We start from the raw sequence: 16,772 nt of genomic DNA, 5'->3' as shown, positions 1-16,772 counted from the left end.
GCTGGTTATGATCCCTTGGCTACATATATGATCGGTCAAGCGCTGGTTATGATCGCTTGGCTACATATATGATCGGTCAGGCGCTGGTTATGATCGCTTAAGAACCGCTCTTCACTACCGCACAAGCAATCCGGTCACCTGAATTACCCGCTGGATCCGTTTTGTAGTCATCTACTTTGTCATGAATAACAAGCGAACTGCCGTCAGTATCGAGCAGAGAATTCTCTACGCCCTGCTTTAACGTAACTAAGGCAGTTGTCACTTCGGCAGTGACTTTCCCTTCTGCATCGACTTCAAGGTTAGGCAAATCACCTAAATGAAACCCTTTTGGATTATCAAACCCGTGTTCTTTATGCCCCGGATTGAAATGACCCCCAGCAGATTTAAAGTCGGGTGGTGTACACACAGCCGTTTCATGAATATGAATGCCATGTTTGCCTGGCGACAATCCCTCGGCTTCGATGTTAATTGTCACGCCGTCGATCCCTTCAACAAAGCTAGCCTCACCAATTTTAATTCCTTTCGTATTCAATATCGGCGACGTCACCGATAGGACGCTTTCCCCAGTGACCGGTAACTTCACTCCATTCTTTCCACACCCACCGGCAATTAGAAGGACGGACAACATGATGGATACTACAATTTTTTGTTTCAATATGATTCCTCCTCGATATCTCTTCACTATGGAGGATGGCTTTAATTCATTTTAATATGTATAAAACGTAGAATTATTTTCCTTTCAAAGTTAAAATTGAAATTCCCTTCAAATACACTTCGACGCTTAAGGGATGCCTTCCCTCAACTTTCTCATGTATTCATATGTTCAATTATATATATATTTTATATTTGCTTCTGCGATTTCTAGAACACAGATTGGGTTACCATGTATGGAAACATATTCCATATAACTTTGTCTTACTTCAAACGGGAAAGGTGAAATCGCATGTCTCTATTGTCGTTCACAATGTCTTTTGCTGATTTGCAGAGCTATTTGACTAAAATTGACCGATTGTTAATTATCGGATTACTGTCATGCATTGTCTTTATTTGGAACAGTAAAAAGCTTGGTGCAGCTCAGTATTTACTATACATTATCTCACCTATGTCCATAGGCATCGCTGGCTATACCGGAATGCTTGGTGGAATTCTCGCCGATGAATTAAATGGAGGCGGTTCAATAGTACTTGAACTGGTCGTCATTTCCTTGGGTGTTCTAACCATATTTTATACTCTATGGAGTTCAGCGAATGAGCAAAAGTAAGGTACAAAAAAACCGCCACCAATTCCTTCATTCACGTCGAATTGGCGGCGGTTTATTTTTTTATAAAATCAACTTTAAAACAGTTCCTTCGCCAATAAACGATAAACATCCAAGCGTTTCTTTTGCGAGTGAGGGATGCTGCAAATCATAGCTTCATCAAATCCGTAATGCGCCTGCTCTGTTTGTAATAGCGTCGCAATTTCTTTAGCTGTTCCCACTAAATGCAGTTTACGGTTTTCTTTAATGGTCATAAGATCCATTTCCGACAACGGATAATCTTGTGCCTCTTCAGGCGTTAAGGATTGCCCAAGGTGACCTTTCATCAACATTAAACGGGCAATGTCTTGAGGTACTGCTTCAAATTCAGCTTCTTCTTTCGTTTCAGCTACTGTTACCATATAGGACACATTGATTTCAGGACTTTCCAGGAATGCTGAAGATCGGAAGTTCTTTTTATATGCATCTAAAATTTCTTTGGTCATGCCGCCTGAAAAGAACTGCGCAAACGAATAGCCTACACCCATCCGACCTGCCTGGATTGCACTGTTGCCGCTAGAACCAAGCAACCATGCTTCCGGTAAAACGATGTTAGACGGGGTTGCGATTGTTTTGTTATACAAGCTGTCTTCCGGCACTTCATCGTTAATCAATTGCAGTGCCGTCTCAAACTTCTCATACATATTATTGACCATCGGTTTGCGTCCTTCAGAAAGTGCATAAATGGAGTTGTTATCCCCGCCCGGCGCGCGACCGACGCCAAAGTCAATTCGGCCAGGAGAAAATGCACTCAATGTTTTAAACACTTCAGCTAGTTTCAATGGCGAATAATGCATCATCATGATGCCACCTGTACCAATACGAATATTTTTCGTTTTGGCAGCCAAGTGAGCAGCTGTTACTTCAGGTGCTGAACTTGCAAACGTTTTTGTTCCATGATGTTCAGCCATCCACATGCGGTGATAGCCTAATTCATCTGCCAAGATAGCCAGTTCTTCTGCTTTTTTCAAAGCACCTGCGGCAGTATTTCCGCTAGTAACCGGTGCTTGATCCAGTATACTTAATCTCATATGTTTAGCGTCCCTTCTCTAGACGAAGCTTCTCAGGTGTGACATCTTCCCCAAGCGGGTCAATCACAGTTATGCCTGAAACGGTGTTCAGAAATTGCCCACGAATTTCCCTTAAATAGTCTTGCTGCAATACTGTTTGTTCAACCATTTCAGCGTTTGTCAAACCTTCTACACGTTGTTTTTTCGCTAGCTCATTGATGCGATCTAAGTCTTTAATCACTTTTTCTCCCTCTTTTCATATTATTTATTTCCAAATGAATTCACTTCAAAAACGACGGAAAATGAGGTAGTACATATTCCCCTATTTCTTGAATTACATCTTCCACAGGGCGGTTACCCGTTTTCAGACCCAATATGACATGATTAACCCCAATAGCTTGTAAAGCATATAGATAGTCGATTAAAAACTTATGACCAGACCTAAAGCCAACTTTTATCGGAACCGGAGTAGGGGCGGCCAACGGATTCTCTGATAAGTCGAGAACCAAGGGCTGTATGAATGGTTTGAACTTACCCGTTGCCTGTCGCCAAATTTTTATCATTTCACGCTGACGATTTGCTTCTTGCGCATAAAACATCCAGCCATCCATATGTTCTGCCAACCATTCAATCGTTTGACCAGAATACCCCGTTCCGAAAACAGGGATATCAGCTAAGACAGGTTTGGGTATAATATCTCCTTCTGTCATACCAACCCTTTCTGTCTGAATCCGCGGGTATGATTCTTTCCACACCTGTTTCATGACTGTCAACGACTCCCTAAATAGTTCCGCCCTCTCGTTACTGTCCGCTTTAAATGCGGGAAATTCGATTGGCCGGTCACCAGTTGCAGCACCGAATAAGAAGCGTTGATTAGACATTTCATCCAAAGATGCAGCTGATTTAGCCAAGTGGAGCGGGTGACGTAATGTTGTGACGACACTTGCAGTACCAAGCGCGAGTTTATTCGTATGTGCTGTTACATAGGCGAGAAAAATGAAAGGATCATAAATAACACCCGTATCTCCAAATTTAGGATCGAATAACGGAGAGTCCCTAACAAACAAAGAAGCAAATCCTAAATCTTCTACTTTTTTTACGAGCTTCATTTGCTCTTTCAAATCCACTTTGGGTAGCCTTCCAGCATCCGGCTCCAAAGGAAACATAAACCCAAGTGTTAATTTGTTCTTCTTAAACGTTCGTGCAAAACCATTATGTGATTGAAATCCCCCCATAATATCCCCCTCCTAGCCTTCACTCTTTTCGATTACAGGACCATTTTTTCGCGAATTAATTCTTGTAGAGATTCGACTTTCTCTTGATAGCGCTCTGTCTGAATTCCATCTGCTAATGATGCGATTGTTTCGCGTTTTAGTACGGATTTCCAAACCGATTCAGCTTCTCCCATTAAGTCCGTTAACAAACAGCCTGTATCTTCTTTTTCTAGATCAAGCATGTCGTCGAGAATCCCGCTCGCGGAATAAAGGGATTGCTGCCCCTCTATTGCAAGATAAATATCGTATATCCGAATCTCTTCAGGCTTTTTCTTTAATTTGAAGCCGCCTTTTACGCCTGGTACAGAGGTAATCAAGTCTGCACTGACCAGTTTTCTCAACAACTTTTGAAAATACGTTGGTGAAGTTCCTAGTTGCTGGCTAATCGCTTCTCCAGGTAATACCGCCCTATCCGGCAGCATATTAAGCATCAGAATCGCATAAACCGATTGTTCAACACCTGTTTTCATTTGCATAAGATTCGCCTCTTCTTTTTAATCTAATATAGATATTCATTATCCTCTTTATCAAACAGTATCTTACAGGACCATTAAAGTACACTTATTTGATTGTAATAAAAAAACCGCAGCCAACTCCATTTTCATGGAATTAACAGCGGTTTTTCATTTACGCAAGTACTAGTTTTTCAAGATCCATTGGTGAAATATATGTACCGTCTTTATAGACGCGCATATTACCGCCAGATATTTCGTCGATTAGCATGATATTACCTGTTTCAGCGTCGCGTCCAAACTCGAGTTTAATATCATACAAGTCAAGACCTTTAGCTGCAAGTTCAGCCCTAACAACGCCTGAAATTTCTTTCGTCAATGCTTCAAGTGTAACGTATTCATCTGTCGTCAATAAACCGAGTTGCGCAAGTCCATCCTCGTTAATCGGCGGGTCGTTACGGTCATCATCTTTGAGCGTGACTTCAACAAAGGCATCCAAAGGTTGTCCTTCTTCACAATATGCGCCGTATCTGCGTAAGAAACTTCCGACTGCACGGTATCTACAAATTACTTCAAGCCCTTTGCCAAAAACCTTCGCTGATCGTACTGTCATCGTTACTTCATCAATATCAGCAGTTACATAATGAGTAGGAATATTTTTATCCGCCATTTTTTCAAAGAAGTATTTCGTCATCCGTAATCCGGATTGCCCTGCACCTTCAATCGATAAGCCGACTGTGTTCGCGCCAGGATCGAAAACCCCGTCTTCTCCGGTTACATCATCTTTAAATTTCAGCAGTACATTGCTGCCGTCCAACTTGTATACATCTTTGGTCTTCCCTTTATATATGAGTTCCATGCGTCTGTTCCCTTCTATAGTAGGATGAACGTTCACCCTTAGTATAATTGAGAATCGTCATAAGAAAAAGAGTTATTCTTAAATATCGGATAATGTTCTTCCTGTCACGACAAAAACTGTACGATAGTAGACAAATTCTCATACCTGAAGAAATTAGGCAAATGTTTTCTCCCTTACACAACCTATCAGCCCATTTTTTTGAAATTTCCACTCGTCTACTTGCATACAATTGTTGTATACTTATTGTAGTAAATCTATTCTTAATCGAAAGTGAGTGGAACTTCATGGGCCGTAAATGGAACAATATCAAAGAGAAAAAAGCCTCAAGAGATGCAGACACGAGTCGCATTTACGCAAAATTCGGACGTGAAATTTATGTAGTAGCGAAGCAAGGTGAGCCAGATCCCGAGTTGAATCAAGCGCTGAAATTTGTCGTAGAACGCGCAAAAACATACAGTGTACCGAAAGCAATTATTGACCGTGCAATTGAAAAAGCAAAAGGCGGTTCAGAAGAAAACTTTACCGAGCTTCGCTACGAAGGATTCGGACCTAACGGCTCGATGGTTATTGTCGATACACTGACAAACAACGTCAACCGTACTGCATCAGAAGTGCGTGCTGCATTCGGCAAAAACGGCGGAAATATGGGCGTCAGCGGATCCGTTTCCTATATGTTCGATGCGACTGCAGTTATCGGAATTGAAGGTATGTCTGCCGACGACGTTCTCGAACTGTTAATGGATGCGGACGTCGAAGTACGTGATATTCTCGATGAAGAAGAATCGGTTATCATCTATGCAGAACCAGACCAGTTCCATGCTGTTCAGGAAGTTTTAAAAAGTGCCGGCATTACAGAATATAACGTCGCAGAAATAACGATGCTTGCACAAAACGACTTGACCCTTTCACCTGAAGCGCAAGCGCAATTCGAAAAAATGATTGATGTACTGGATGATTTGGAAGATGTACAACAAGTGCACCACAACGTCCACTTAGACGACTAAGCACAACCGTTCACCCTTTCATTCATTCCGTTGACATGCTATGCTACTAATAGATTGACAACTTCATAACATATTCGACCATTAGGGGAATCCTTTTAAAGGACTGAGAAACGAGTTCCACTCCGCTACCCTTATCACCTGAACAGGTTCGTACCTGCGTAGGGAAGTGGCGTGTCTTCCTATCAGTGCATCCTAATGCCATCGACAGACCACTTTCCATACCTGGAAAGTGGTCTTTTTGTATAGGGAAAAGCGCAAGGCGCCGCCTAGCCCCGAAAAGCGCTGGAGGAATTGACGTTAATAAGGAGGAGTTTTATGAAGATAATTGCAGTAACAGATGACAAATTGGAACATAGTCAATTACTCGATACCCTGTTAGCAATCGAACCTTTTATCGACGCAGCCATCTTACGTGAAAAATCGAAATTGGATTCAGAAATAATAATATTGATTCAACAATTAATCGAATCCGGCTTTGATTCAACTAAACTGATTGTCCACGGGCGAACTAATGTCGCTTCAATTACGGGGATCAAAAAAGTTCAATTACCCGGATACGACGTACCGCTAGCGCTACTCAAAAAACAATTTCCTGCTATCTCATTTGGCAGATCTGTCCACTCTATGGGTGAGGCTGAAACTGCTTATAAAACAGGTGCTGACTGGGTTCTTTATGGCCATTTATTCGCAACAAGTTCGAAAAAAGGTTTGCCACCCCGCGGAACCGATGAGCTTTTTCAAATCGTTGAATCGCTACCCATCCCCGTCTACGCAATCGGCGGCATTCAACCGCATCACCTTCCGCAATTAAATCAAGGCGGTGTTGCAGGAATTGCGGTGATGTCGTCCTTTATTAGCAGTGACAATCCTAAAATCGCAGCCACAGCCTATAAGGATGCCAACCATGTCACAACCAGTTGATGTTGTGGTTATTGGCGGCGGGATTATCGGTTGCAGCACTGCTTACTATTTAGCAAAAGCGGGCTTATCCGTTCACCTAGCTGAACGCGATAAAATCGCTCAAGGCACTACTCGTGCGGCTGGTGGAATGCTCGGTGCGCACTCTGAATACTTGAATGACACCTTTTATTCGTTCGCGCAAGAAAGTAAGGTACTGTATACAGAATTCCAATGTGATACAGGGGCTGACATCGGTTTTACAGTTGGCGGTATTGTTCAATTTGCTTGTTCTGAAGAAGAACGAATAGCCCTCTCCCGTTGGAATAACGCGGCTTATCTTTCAGCTAAACAAGTTCGCGAACGTATTCCGCATGTCGCCACACCTGCTTTTGGTGCGTATCTTTTTGAAGCAGACGTCCATGTTCATCCCGAAAAGGCTTGCCTGGCATTTTGCGCAGCGGCTACAAGTTTGGGTGCTACTGTTTCAGAACAGGCTTCAGTCGATGAGATCACACTGTTACATGGCGGCTACCAGATACGTATTGGGGCATCCATTATCACCGCAAAACATTTAGTCATTGCAGGTGGTACAGCGAGTGCCAAGCTTGTGCCAGGACTTCATATGACGGCAGTGAAAGGCCAATGTATGCAACTCAACGCGATGGGCATGCACTTACCTTATACACTTTTCCATAAAGGCTGTTACGTCATTCCTCGCCCTGATGGAACGCTCGTCGTCGGGGCTACGATGGAACAGGGACTTACAGATTTGCAGCTAACAGATGCCGGTCATCTAGCGTTGAATACAATTGCGGAACATTTTATTCCTGGTCTTTCCCACTTTCCCGTTATGAGCAGATGGGCAGGTCTTCGTCCAAAGACGGTTGACGATTTGCCGTATATCGGTCGGGTTCCCAGGAAAGAGAATATGTATATTGCAGCTGGTCATTTTAGGAACGGGATTTTATTGGCACCCGCAACCGCCTGCTTGATTCGCGATTTAATCATCGGAAATGAAGTGAATACAGAGCGGATTAAGGCATTTGATCCAAAAAGGGGGATTTTCCATGAAGCGAACAATCGAACTGAACGGCAATCGGTATGACATGCCCGCGGAAGTTGGTAATGTGCAGGAACTGCTTGGGCATCTGGAACTTGCGGAACGCATCGTCATCGTGGAAATGAACAGAGATATTCTTGCGAAAGACGCATATGACTTGCCCATCAATGACCGCGACCAAATAGAAATCATTCACTTTGTAGGAGGAGGATAATTATGCTGACAATCGGTAATAAAACATTCAATTCAAGACTGCTTCTAGGAACAGGGAAATATCCGTCATTTGATGTGCAAAAAGAGGCGGTACAAGTATCAGGGTCAGAAATTCTAACATTCGCAGTAAGACGTATGAATATCTTCGAGCCATCACAACCAAATTTCCTTGAACAACTTGATCTGTCAAAATACACGCTATTGCCCAATACAGCGGGAGCGAAAACAGCTGAAGAAGCGGTGCGCATCGCGAAACTGGCAAAAGCATCAGGGCTTTGTGACATGATAAAAGTTGAAATCATCGGCTGTGACCAATCATTACTCCCGGATCCAGTAGAAACACTTCGTGCAACGAAAATGCTGTTAGATGAAGGATTCATCGTCCTTCCTTATACGTCAGATGATGTTGTGCTCGCGCGCAGATTATGCGAAATGGGCGTTCATGCAATCATGCCAGGCGCTTCCCCAATTGGATCAGGGCGCGGTATTTTGAATCCACTCAACTTGTCGTTCATCATTGAACAGTCCACTGTTCCTGTTATTATCGATGCAGGAATCGGGTCTCCTAAAGATGCAGCTTATGCGATGGAGCTTGGGGCGGACGCAGTTTTATTGAACACAGCCGTATCCGAAGCTGGAGATCCGATTAAAATGGCCCTTGCCATGAAACTCGCGATTGAAGCGGGACGACTTGGCTATGAAGCAGGCCGGATGTCGGAACGCGACTACGCGGTTGCGAGCAGCCCTGCGGAAGGGCTTGTAACCATTTGAGCGAGAGATATTCCCGCCAAGAGCTATTTGCCCCCATTGGCGAAGATGGACAGATACAGATTCGTAAGGCCAGCATTTTCATATTAGGTGCCGGCGCGCTTGGCTCTTCTGGTGCTGAAATGCTCGTCCGTGCAGGCGTTGGGCGCGTAACGATTGTTGACCGGGATATTATCGAATGGACCAATCTGCATCGCCAGCAACTGTATACGGAACAGGACGTCATTGAGCAATTGCCAAAAGCGGTTGCCGCGGAGAAACGATTGACTGCGATTAATAGTGATGTCGCTGTAACTGGTATTGTTGTCGATGTGACGCAGCAAAACGTCCTTGATTTGATGACTGGACACGATTTAGTGTTGGATGCAACTGACAATATTGAAACACGGCTGCTAGCGAACGATGCTGCGCTAAAACTTGGCATCCCCTTTTTCATGGGCGCATGTGTCGGCAGTTATGGTCTGACGTTTCCGATTGGTATTCAAGACAATCAGCCCTGTCTGCATTGCATACTAGAGACGTTGCCATCACAGACATTGACGTGTGATACAGTCGGCGTCATCAGCCCGATTGTCGTTACTACGGCGGCCCGGCAAGTTGCTGACGTGTTGAAATATATAACGAGAATACCATTTGAACCGAAGCTTGAATCTGCTGATTTATGGACAGGCGACCGCGCTTCAATTGGGGTCGCAAGCATGAAGAAAGCCGGTTGCCCAAGCTGTTCCGAAAATGCTGTGTATCCGTTCCTTTCTGCGCGTGAGTCGATGAAAACAGCGGTGCTTTGTGGACGTGACACCGTCCAATTGTCTTGGCCTACTAGTAGAAAGTTTGAGCTCATCCCCTTCGCCGAATCAATTCGTGGTAGCGTCTCCAAATTAATTCACAATCCGCATCTCGTTGCCTGTGAATACAACGGCCACCGCATTGTACTGTTCCGTGACGGCCGCATGCTTGTGCATGGAACGAAGGATGTTGTGACAGCGAGGAATATTGCTGCAAGGCTCCTTGGCTAATTGTGGTATAAAAAAGAGCATAGCTATTATGCTCTTTTTTATGTCTTTTCCCCCGTATAGGTAAACCAAACGGCACACCCCCTAATTGCGGAAACTGAAAATCCTAAGCTACTAAATAATAAAAAACTCATTCATGATTACATTACTGAAAAGAGTGACGAACGGCCATTATATGATTAACGAAAAAACTGCGTAGCGGTGCGTCAAGAAATCCCAATAATACTGCAGTAGTCGTTCTGTCCAAAGCGATCCGAAAGCACCTGTACATAGGCCGTATAGTAACTATCGGAAACATAGATTTTTAAATTTTTCACCTGGAGCAATGTCTAGACTCCAGCTCTATAACAGGGGTAGCCGGAGCGATGAAACTGGCAGTCGTTTTTGCTTGGCGAGGCATTCCCGAATGCCGCTGTGAATTTAATGGCATTCTTTATGTATACCTATATAATACAATCCCTACGATGTGCATGCACTGAGGGCAACTTTTCAATAATGTTAGTAGTACTTTCCTTATCTACTCTTCATCAAGCAAAACACAAATTCGCGCCTGAAGGAATTTCATTAAACAATTAAGGGTACCATTTCAATATGAGGTTCGTTACAATGAGTGTTCTAACAAATTATTTTAATTGTATTCAAAACAACAGGAGGTTGTCATGTTTTTCTTAGAAGCAAAACGCATTATCGTCGTCATCTTTGGTTCCTTGTTACTTGCAATCTCGCTAAACTTCTTTTTAATCAACGCAAATGTCTATGCCAGCGGATTTGCAGGTGCCGCGCAACTGACATCTAGTGTATTTAAAGATTTCTTAGGCATTGAAGTTAGTACCGGTATTCTATTGTTAGTATTCAATATTCCGGTCTTTATATTAGGATGGTACAAAGTAGGTAAAGGATTTACCATCTATAGCATCGTGTCCGTTATCTTTGTAACGATATTCTTAGAACTCTTACCCGTCATATCTGTATCAAACGATATTATTCTAAATGCAGTGTTTGGTGGTGTAATTGCGGGAATAGGCATTGGTCTTTCGATGAAACTAGGGGCATCTACAGGTGGAATGGATATTGTTGCCATGGTTCTATCTCGCTTACAAGATAAGCCAATCGGAACCTATTTTTTACTGCTGAACGGTGTCATAATTGTCTTGGCAGGATTTCTGTATGAACCAGAAAACGCATTATATACGATGTTAGCATTGTATGTAACGACAGTTGTGATTGACGCGCTCCATACGCGTCACGAAAAAGTAACCGCCATGATTGTTACACAAAGAGCAGATGAATTGCAGCAAGCGATTCATCAAAAAATGGTACGTGGCATAACAATTCTTCCCGCAAAAGGTGCTTATTCGAAAGAGGATAAACATATGTTGTATCTCGTCATTACTCGTTACGAATTATATGATTTGGAAAAAATAATTAGCGAAACAGATCCGGATGCGTTTACGAATATTGTTCAAACTGCTGGTGTTTACGGATTCTTTAGACGCGAAGGTGATTAAGTTCAATGATGTTGTAACAGTGAATATAAGTGAAAAAATGACTATACATCAATTGATGTATAGTCATTTTTAGTAAACGCCAACCTACTAAAGTTTTACTTCGAACCGGCTTTCCAACTCATTCCCCAACCATATGCCTGGTCCATTTTGGCATGCCCTGCAAAATAGTCGACAAGTCTTTTGACACTGAACGTCTCGTTTTGTACATTTTCAATCATTGCAATTGCACACATGATTTGCCCGTTGCGATGCTCATCAAGCTTGACGACAATATCTTCTCCACCGCCGTATGTCAACTTGACGATACCGCCTGCTTCTGACCAATTCGCAGCGCCCTCATAAATGAAGGCATACACGAGAACCCGTTTAATGTCCTTAATACGAGAACCATTGATACGCAAATTTTCTCCGCCTGTAGAAGCCCCCGTACGATCGTCGTGGTCTAGCTGAATATAAGGAAAATCTTTCAACGAGCCGAATGTGTTTCCAAGTGCTTGAACACAACCCTTTTCTCCCGAATTCAATTCATACAGGCAACCAAGATCTAAATCGAAGTTTTTCTGTCCGCCACCAAATAGCGAGGATAGGAATCCTCCACTTTTAGCCGCTTTGGAATTTTGATTCCAGTTCATGTTAACAAGAATCTCACCCACATCATTTCCTTTTTTGGATAAATTGATGGACTGTCCTTTTTTCTTCAGTTCGATCATGCCGGTTCCTCCATTCACCTACCGAAATTTTTCATGCTGTCCTGTAGCTGGGCAATCCGTTTCATACCGTCTTCTCTTGTACGTTTGTTTTCATCTTCAATAGCTCTCGTTTCCTCGAGCCCCTTCACGATTGTGCTCCAACTCTCTTCAATCGTTTCAATTTTAATACTCGGACCACCCGCAGTACGAGCGATTTCCACACTTTGTCTAGCGATATTCTGCGAGTTCTTTAATAGCATTTCATTAGTTCTCTTGTCAAGTTCATCCATAGAATCCGCTACAAGTTTTTGACGTTTCGCAGCAACTGCCTGGATAATGCCGTTTTTGAAAATCGGAATTGTTGTAATGAATGCCGAATTTATTTTCCCAATCAGTTTTGTGTTTCCGCGTTGTAAAACTCGAAGCTGGGGTGCTGTCTGCAATGCGACCATTCTCGCCATTTCAAGATCATACACCCGTTCTTCAAGTGACTGAATCGCGTTATTCATAGTGTCCAATTCCATCTGCGCTAACTGATCGCCACCCACCGACCTTTGTTCAAGACCCGGAACGAGCGCCCGCAGCTCTTCAGCTTTAATCTGGCCAGCTACCACATACTTTTCAAGTGCCATGTAATAGTTATAGTTTTGGTCATACATTTCATCCATATTGGTCGTTGAACGAATCATTTCGTCCTTATATTTTGAAATTTCGATGTGTATGCCTTCAATTTCCTTGCCGAGCGTTTGGTATTTGCCGAACACTTTTTCAATTAACTTATCTCCACGTTTGAAAAACTTCCCTAAAAAACCTTTCGGCTCGTCAAAGTCATTTTTATCGAATTTATCCATCGTTTTTCCAAGTTGTTTCAACATCTCGCCTGAATCAGTTACACTCGACGAACGCATGGAAGCCAATATGCGATCGGCAAAAGTGGAAATTTCAACGGCCGGCTCTTTCCCGAATTCTAATAATCCGGTTTGATTTCTTGTATCGATTGACCGAACTAAGTTTTGGACCTCCGGATCCTGTCGTAACTGTAAGCGAAGCGCTTCCGCCTTATTTTCCGTCAATACTTCCACTTCATAATTCTTCGTTTCTTCCATGACACTCAATCCCTTCCGTTAAAAAGTCGATTTAAAAAACCGCTTACAGTTGATGCATCCTTTTTGTTATCCTGAAAGGATAGATCGAACACCATGTCTTCCAACATATGATGATCAAAATACTCTTTCCCTATAAAGTGCTCCAAATCATTGTGACCGGGTGGATTGTATAAGACGATATCAAGTCCAATTTCATTCAACAGTAACAGCAATGCTGCATCTGCCCTAGACAAAATACCATTAATTTCATTGTTATATAAAATCACTTTTGGTATCTCTTGAGAATAATCAAACGTCTGCAAAAGATTGATCAATTCTTCCGGTATGGAAGTTGCCTGAGTAAATAGATAGAGTGCAACTTGTTCCGGCGTTTCCCCCGGTTGAGCCTTCATCTTAGAGTTGGTGCAAATTCTTGAAATAGCGGCTGCAAGTCCTTTTTGAGCACCATCATGTAGTTGTCCGTACTGCCACCAGTTGCCTTGCATCATTTTTTCCGGTACCAAACGACCGTCTTTGCCAAGTGCATGTTGGTAATGGTATTGATTATTCGCTTTCGTTTCCTGCATGAATGGGAACTTTTTCACTACTAGACAATTCGGTTGGCTAGTAAGCCGATGCATTTTATCCCAATACTCTTTTCGACTGGTTGAAACGCCAGAAACTTTTGCGAACAATGCGGGTATCTTCACTTCATCCCGATTGGACGAGAAGCTTGGGCGTATAAATGCCTTCTCTTTCGCCAACAGAAAAATCTCGTCATATGTCGTTTTTAATGTAACTGCCACGGGGAGATGGTTACGGAATTGCCATGGCTTATAATAAGCAGATCCTTCATGGTGAAGTACATGATCGATCTCTTTTGAAGCACGGTACGCGACTGTCCCTTGTCGTTTGGGCTCTTCTTGTGGAAAAGGTTGGATTTTCATCGTGGTCGGATACTCCGTCAAGAACGACCATTTACTTTCATTATCAAGCTCTTTAAATTCATCTTTTCCTTCTGGATGAAGAATAACAACATCCATTCCCAATAAGATGATGTAGAACAGAAAATACATCTGACTTTTGTTCATATCGCCGTACCAGATGATGTGAGGGATATCCTTGTCAATTGGGGTTCCCTTCACCCATGGATCGATGTGATTCCACGTCCATTTAATAATATCCAGAAAAACGCGTCGGAATTCCGGATGATGAAACGCACCTGCGTGATTTCTCTTGAAAAGTTCCAACACCTCAATGAGGGCTGACCGGACTAATCTATTAAAATCAGGGTCTTCTCCGTATTTCGGAAGTAACTGTGCACCCTCCAAAAAGGCAACAAAGCGGTTAATCGATAGATTCGGTTGTTCTTGAATAAGATCATAGATGCGCTGGATGGATTGAAAGCGTTCCGGCGGCATTGTCTTATCAAGCATCTCAGATAACACATGCACACCAGGAGCCTGGCTAGCTGTGTATAATTCAATCATATATTCTGTTTCATCAAAGCCCGATCCCACAATACGTGTAGCAATTTGACTGTATTGTATACGTTCTTCTCCCAATTGATAATCAGGGCGGGCGGCAATTGGTTTGCTGAGTTCGGTCGCCCAATTCGAATAATCAATCTTCTTCAGTATCAGTTTCCTTATCATCTTCACTCCCCCCAATCACCTATTTTTATATGTCAATGGAAGGGGCATAGTCCAATATTGTCAACGGATTACAGGAGTTAATTGGAGACGCTTCGAAAGAATTGTTTCAATGATTTCCTCCGATGCCAAAATTCCTGTTTTTTGTGTCAGTCCAAGATGACCAAATGTAGCTGCCGCTTCCCCGTGCCGTGGTATCAGACCGAAATTCGCCTGTTCAATCAAGCAGACATCCAGATTGGAATCACCTGCCGTATAAACCGTTTTCTTTCCTTCTTTTTTCGCGACATAGTTCACCGCATCCCATTTATTGATAAATGATGGAATGAAGTAAACCTTCCTGCCTTGAACTGAAAAGGCCCAGCCACGCGCTGCCGCCCACTGTGAATAATACTTGATCCGTTCAGTTGATAGCGGTGGGTCGATAATCAGGTACACAAAAAACCGGTCTACCACACGAATTGATTTCAACCAAGACGCATCCGCAGTCTCTTCTATCTCCCGCTTGACATCATCCACTGAAGCGGCACTTCCATCTATTTTAGTGCAGATATAGTCCTGCCAATGCGTATCAATATGTCCATCTATCAATACAACGCCGCCATTACAAGTAATTGCATATGTAGGACGAATTTCTTCATGAAATAGCGAGACTCGATTATACTGTTCAGTTGTTCTTGTCGTTACAGGAACAAACATCATTTCTTCAGACAACTTGCGTAATAATGCAATCGCTTTTTTTGTCATGAATGAAATGTCTTTACCATTACTTACTTCAATAGTACGAACTGATTCATTCAAAATTTCATCGCCAAAGCGCCGATGGGAATAAATAAGTGTCCCGTCTAAATCACTTGCAAACATCATACTTTTTTCTCCAACGGTTTGATAAGTCCACAACAAGTATAAGTCATCTGTTCATAAACCTCCACAGGTATAGCTCTTTCCTTTGCCAGTTGAAAAATATGTTTAAGTCGTGGGTCGTTTAAATCCTTAACCAGTATCTTCCACGGTAAACGTCGTAAAAGAACACGCGTCGTCTCTCCAACACCAGGTTTGATGAGATTCACATTTTCAATTCCAAAGTGTTCCTGAATCAATGCGATTGTTTTCATTCCCTGCCAGGTTGGGGTCATATCTGTTTTCTTTAAAGCTTCTTTCGCCACTTTGATTAACGTCGCTGCCGCTTCAAATTCTGCCGTAATTACATCAATATGATAATTCGATACATCTTTATCCCGAAGTTCCGAATAGAATTTTGCTCCGTGGAAATCTGTAGCTCCTGTCCAGCGACTGTTCAGAACCGTGCGGCTGACCAGGCCTGATACGGTTGAATTTAAACAGGCACTTGGGATTAGAAAGTCCTCCCGTGTCCCGTATAAGGAAGAACAGTGACCTGGATCTGCCAATACAACGAGTTCATCGTCCAGCATGATGCCATGTTTTTCTTGAAACAACTCAACAGACTTTGTTAGCTCTATAGAAATCGCACCTTTACCAGTCCATCCGTCGACAAAAACGATGCGCTTATCAGGATGTTGACTCGTAATATACAGCATCGCATTTTCATCGATGCCACGTCCTCGAATAATTGATACGCTATAATGCGGTAAATTCACTCCATATACCGCATTAATATAACGTTTCATCAAGATACCTATCGGCGTACCAGCCCTCGCAAGGGAAACAAGAACAAGATCCATCCCTTTTTTCTCGATGAGTAGTTCCGAAACTGTGCCGACCGCTGTTGCTACTTTTCTCTTTGAAGCATGGAGTGACTCGTGAAAAAGATTTAAATAGGCTTCAGTCGGCTCGTATTCGATGGGAAGCATTTCCGAATAATGTGCGCCGCCTTGAATAGCCTCTTCCCGTTCATTCAGACTTCTTTCAAGGCTCGCATCTGACAGATCTTTCAATAGAAAAACGACATCTTTAGATGAATAACTGCCTGTCAGCATTTGCGTCATTTGTTGCATCTTCTACCCACA

Annotated in this window: 19 protein-coding genes and 1 riboswitch; of the genes, 8 read left to right on the top strand and 11 right to left on the bottom strand. The window is 42.9% G+C overall.

From position 1 onward, the window contains the following. Positions 1-97: 97 nt before the first annotated feature. Positions 98-628, bottom strand: coding sequence for a superoxide dismutase family protein (locus tag I2484_RS11120; RefSeq protein WP_207151094.1), 531 nt, complete (start codon positions 626-628; stop codon positions 98-100). A gap of 315 nt (positions 629-943) precedes the next feature. Between I2484_RS11120 and I2484_RS11115 the strand changes: the two genes are divergently transcribed. After that, positions 944-1,261, top strand: coding sequence for a hypothetical protein (locus I2484_RS11115; protein WP_207151087.1), 318 nt, complete (start codon positions 944-946; stop codon positions 1,259-1,261). Positions 1,262-1,335: 74 nt separating this feature from the next. On the opposite strand, the gene I2484_RS11110 is transcribed toward I2484_RS11115, so the two are convergent. From I2484_RS11110 to I2484_RS11090, 5 genes are all read right to left on the bottom strand, one after another. After that, complete coding sequence (locus I2484_RS11110) at positions 1,336-2,328, bottom strand: LLM class flavin-dependent oxidoreductase (RefSeq protein WP_207151086.1); 993 nt, start codon at positions 2,326-2,328, stop codon at positions 1,336-1,338. A gap of 4 nt (positions 2,329-2,332) precedes the next feature. Further along, positions 2,333-2,548: a DUF896 domain-containing protein gene (locus tag I2484_RS11105; protein WP_207151085.1), complete on the bottom strand. Its 216-nt coding sequence runs from the start codon at positions 2,546-2,548 to the stop codon at positions 2,333-2,335. Positions 2,549-2,588: 40 nt separating this feature from the next. Beyond that, the gene (locus I2484_RS11100; protein WP_207151084.1) at positions 2,589-3,542 is read right to left on the bottom strand and encodes an LLM class oxidoreductase; all 954 of its coding nucleotides are present in this window, start codon (positions 3,540-3,542) and stop codon (positions 2,589-2,591) included. A 32-nt stretch (positions 3,543-3,574) separates the two neighbouring features. Further along, complete coding sequence (locus I2484_RS11095) at positions 3,575-4,057, bottom strand: RrF2 family transcriptional regulator (RefSeq protein ID WP_207151083.1); 483 nt, start codon at positions 4,055-4,057, stop codon at positions 3,575-3,577. 151 nt (positions 4,058-4,208) lie between these two features. Beyond that, positions 4,209-4,892, bottom strand: a complete 684-nt coding sequence (locus I2484_RS11090; protein WP_207151082.1) for a phosphoribosylaminoimidazolesuccinocarboxamide synthase — start codon at positions 4,890-4,892, stop codon at positions 4,209-4,211. A 284-nt stretch (positions 4,893-5,176) separates the two neighbouring features. Between I2484_RS11090 and I2484_RS11085 the strand changes: the two genes are divergently transcribed. The 7 genes from I2484_RS11085 to I2484_RS11055 all read left to right on the top strand — a co-directional run bounded on the left by I2484_RS11085 (position 5,177) and on the right by I2484_RS11055 (position 11,358). Then, complete coding sequence (locus I2484_RS11085) at positions 5,177-5,896, top strand: YebC/PmpR family DNA-binding transcriptional regulator (protein WP_207151081.1); 720 nt, start codon at positions 5,177-5,179, stop codon at positions 5,894-5,896. A gap of 73 nt (positions 5,897-5,969) precedes the next feature. Beyond that, positions 5,970-6,078: riboswitch (TPP riboswitch) on the top strand. Between the two features lie 133 nt (positions 6,079-6,211). After that, complete coding sequence (locus tag I2484_RS11080) at positions 6,212-6,817, top strand: thiamine phosphate synthase (RefSeq protein WP_207151080.1); 606 nt, start codon at positions 6,212-6,214, stop codon at positions 6,815-6,817. Next, positions 6,801-7,901 (top strand): glycine oxidase ThiO, encoded by a 1,101-nt coding sequence (gene thiO, locus I2484_RS11075; RefSeq protein ID WP_207151079.1) that lies wholly within the window; start codon positions 6,801-6,803, stop codon positions 7,899-7,901. The genes I2484_RS11080 and thiO overlap by 17 nt, the downstream gene beginning before the upstream one ends. After that, positions 7,864-8,070, top strand: coding sequence for a sulfur carrier protein ThiS (thiS, locus tag I2484_RS11070; RefSeq protein WP_186671555.1), 207 nt, complete (start codon positions 7,864-7,866; stop codon positions 8,068-8,070). The genes thiO and thiS overlap by 38 nt, the downstream gene beginning before the upstream one ends. After that, entirely contained in the window at positions 8,067-8,840 is a 774-nt protein-coding gene (locus tag I2484_RS11065) for a thiazole synthase (RefSeq protein ID WP_207151093.1), read from the top strand. Before thiS ends, I2484_RS11065 begins: the two co-directional genes overlap by 4 nt. Then, a complete protein-coding gene (locus tag I2484_RS11060; RefSeq protein ID WP_207151078.1) occupies positions 8,837-9,853 on the top strand; it encodes a ThiF family adenylyltransferase in 1,017 nt (338 codons plus the stop codon). The genes I2484_RS11065 and I2484_RS11060 overlap by 4 nt, the downstream gene beginning before the upstream one ends. A gap of 656 nt (positions 9,854-10,509) precedes the next feature. After that, on the top strand, positions 10,510-11,358 hold the full coding sequence (locus I2484_RS11055) for a YitT family protein (RefSeq protein WP_207151077.1): 849 nt from the start codon (positions 10,510-10,512) through the stop codon (positions 11,356-11,358). A gap of 95 nt (positions 11,359-11,453) precedes the next feature. On the opposite strand, the gene I2484_RS11050 is transcribed toward I2484_RS11055, so the two are convergent. The 5 genes from I2484_RS11050 to I2484_RS11030 are packed head-to-tail and all read right to left on the bottom strand — an operon-like array spanning position 11,454 to position 16,760. Continuing rightward, a complete protein-coding gene (locus I2484_RS11050) occupies positions 11,454-12,068 on the bottom strand; it encodes a TerD family protein (RefSeq protein ID WP_207151076.1) in 615 nt (204 codons plus the stop codon). Between the two features lie 14 nt (positions 12,069-12,082). Continuing rightward, entirely contained in the window at positions 12,083-13,153 is a 1,071-nt protein-coding gene (locus tag I2484_RS11045; protein WP_207151075.1) for a toxic anion resistance protein, read from the bottom strand. A 5-nt stretch (positions 13,154-13,158) separates the two neighbouring features. Continuing rightward, entirely contained in the window at positions 13,159-14,787 is a 1,629-nt protein-coding gene (locus I2484_RS11040; RefSeq protein ID WP_207151074.1) for a YceG family protein, read from the bottom strand. Between the two features lie 60 nt (positions 14,788-14,847). After that, a complete protein-coding gene (locus tag I2484_RS11035; RefSeq protein ID WP_207151073.1) occupies positions 14,848-15,651 on the bottom strand; it encodes a haloacid dehalogenase in 804 nt (267 codons plus the stop codon). After that, on the bottom strand, positions 15,648-16,760 hold the full coding sequence (locus I2484_RS11030; RefSeq protein WP_481886402.1) for a cysteine protease StiP family protein: 1,113 nt from the start codon (positions 16,758-16,760) through the stop codon (positions 15,648-15,650). The genes I2484_RS11035 and I2484_RS11030 overlap by 4 nt, the downstream gene beginning before the upstream one ends. Positions 16,761-16,772 lie beyond the last annotated feature (12 nt).

The sequence above is a fragment of the Sporosarcina sp. E16_8 genome (assembly GCF_017347095.1).
GTDB lineage: Bacteria > Bacillota > Bacilli > Bacillales_A > Planococcaceae > Sporosarcina.
This window is presented reverse-complemented; position numbering and strand designations above follow the sequence as displayed.

Coding starts and splice junctions, on each gene's coding strand:
- I2484_RS11095 (WP_207151083.1), bottom strand. CDS start 4,057: ATGCAAATGAAAACAGGTGTTGAACAATCGGTTTATGCGATTCTGATG.
- I2484_RS11080 (WP_207151080.1), top strand. CDS start 6,212: ATGAAGATAATTGCAGTAACAGATGACAAATTGGAACATAGTCAATTA.
- I2484_RS11045 (WP_207151075.1), bottom strand. CDS start 13,153: ATGGAAGAAACGAAGAATTATGAAGTGGAAGTATTGACGGAAAATAAG.
- I2484_RS11120 (WP_207151094.1), bottom strand. CDS start 628: ATGTTGTCCGTCCTTCTAATTGCCGGTGGGTGTGGAAAGAATGGAGTG.
- I2484_RS11055 (WP_207151077.1), top strand. CDS start 10,510: ATGTTTTTCTTAGAAGCAAAACGCATTATCGTCGTCATCTTTGGTTCC.
- I2484_RS11085 (WP_207151081.1), top strand. CDS start 5,177: ATGGGCCGTAAATGGAACAATATCAAAGAGAAAAAAGCCTCAAGAGAT.
- thiO (WP_207151079.1), top strand. CDS start 6,801: ATGTCACAACCAGTTGATGTTGTGGTTATTGGCGGCGGGATTATCGGT.
- I2484_RS11115 (WP_207151087.1), top strand. CDS start 944: ATGTCTCTATTGTCGTTCACAATGTCTTTTGCTGATTTGCAGAGCTAT.
- thiS (WP_186671555.1), top strand. CDS start 7,864: ATGAAGCGAACAATCGAACTGAACGGCAATCGGTATGACATGCCCGCG.
- I2484_RS11050 (WP_207151076.1), bottom strand. CDS start 12,068: ATGATCGAACTGAAGAAAAAAGGACAGTCCATCAATTTATCCAAAAAA.
- I2484_RS11090 (WP_207151082.1), bottom strand. CDS start 4,892: ATGGAACTCATATATAAAGGGAAGACCAAAGATGTATACAAGTTGGAC.
- I2484_RS11110 (WP_207151086.1), bottom strand. CDS start 2,328: ATGAGATTAAGTATACTGGATCAAGCACCGGTTACTAGCGGAAATACT.
- I2484_RS11035 (WP_207151073.1), bottom strand. CDS start 15,651: ATGATGTTTGCAAGTGATTTAGACGGGACACTTATTTATTCCCATCGG.
- I2484_RS11030 (WP_481886402.1), bottom strand. CDS start 16,760: ATGCAACAAATGACGCAAATGCTGACAGGCAGTTATTCATCTAAAGAT.
- I2484_RS11100 (WP_207151084.1), bottom strand. CDS start 3,542: ATGGGGGGATTTCAATCACATAATGGTTTTGCACGAACGTTTAAGAAG.
- I2484_RS11040 (WP_207151074.1), bottom strand. CDS start 14,787: ATGATAAGGAAACTGATACTGAAGAAGATTGATTATTCGAATTGGGCG.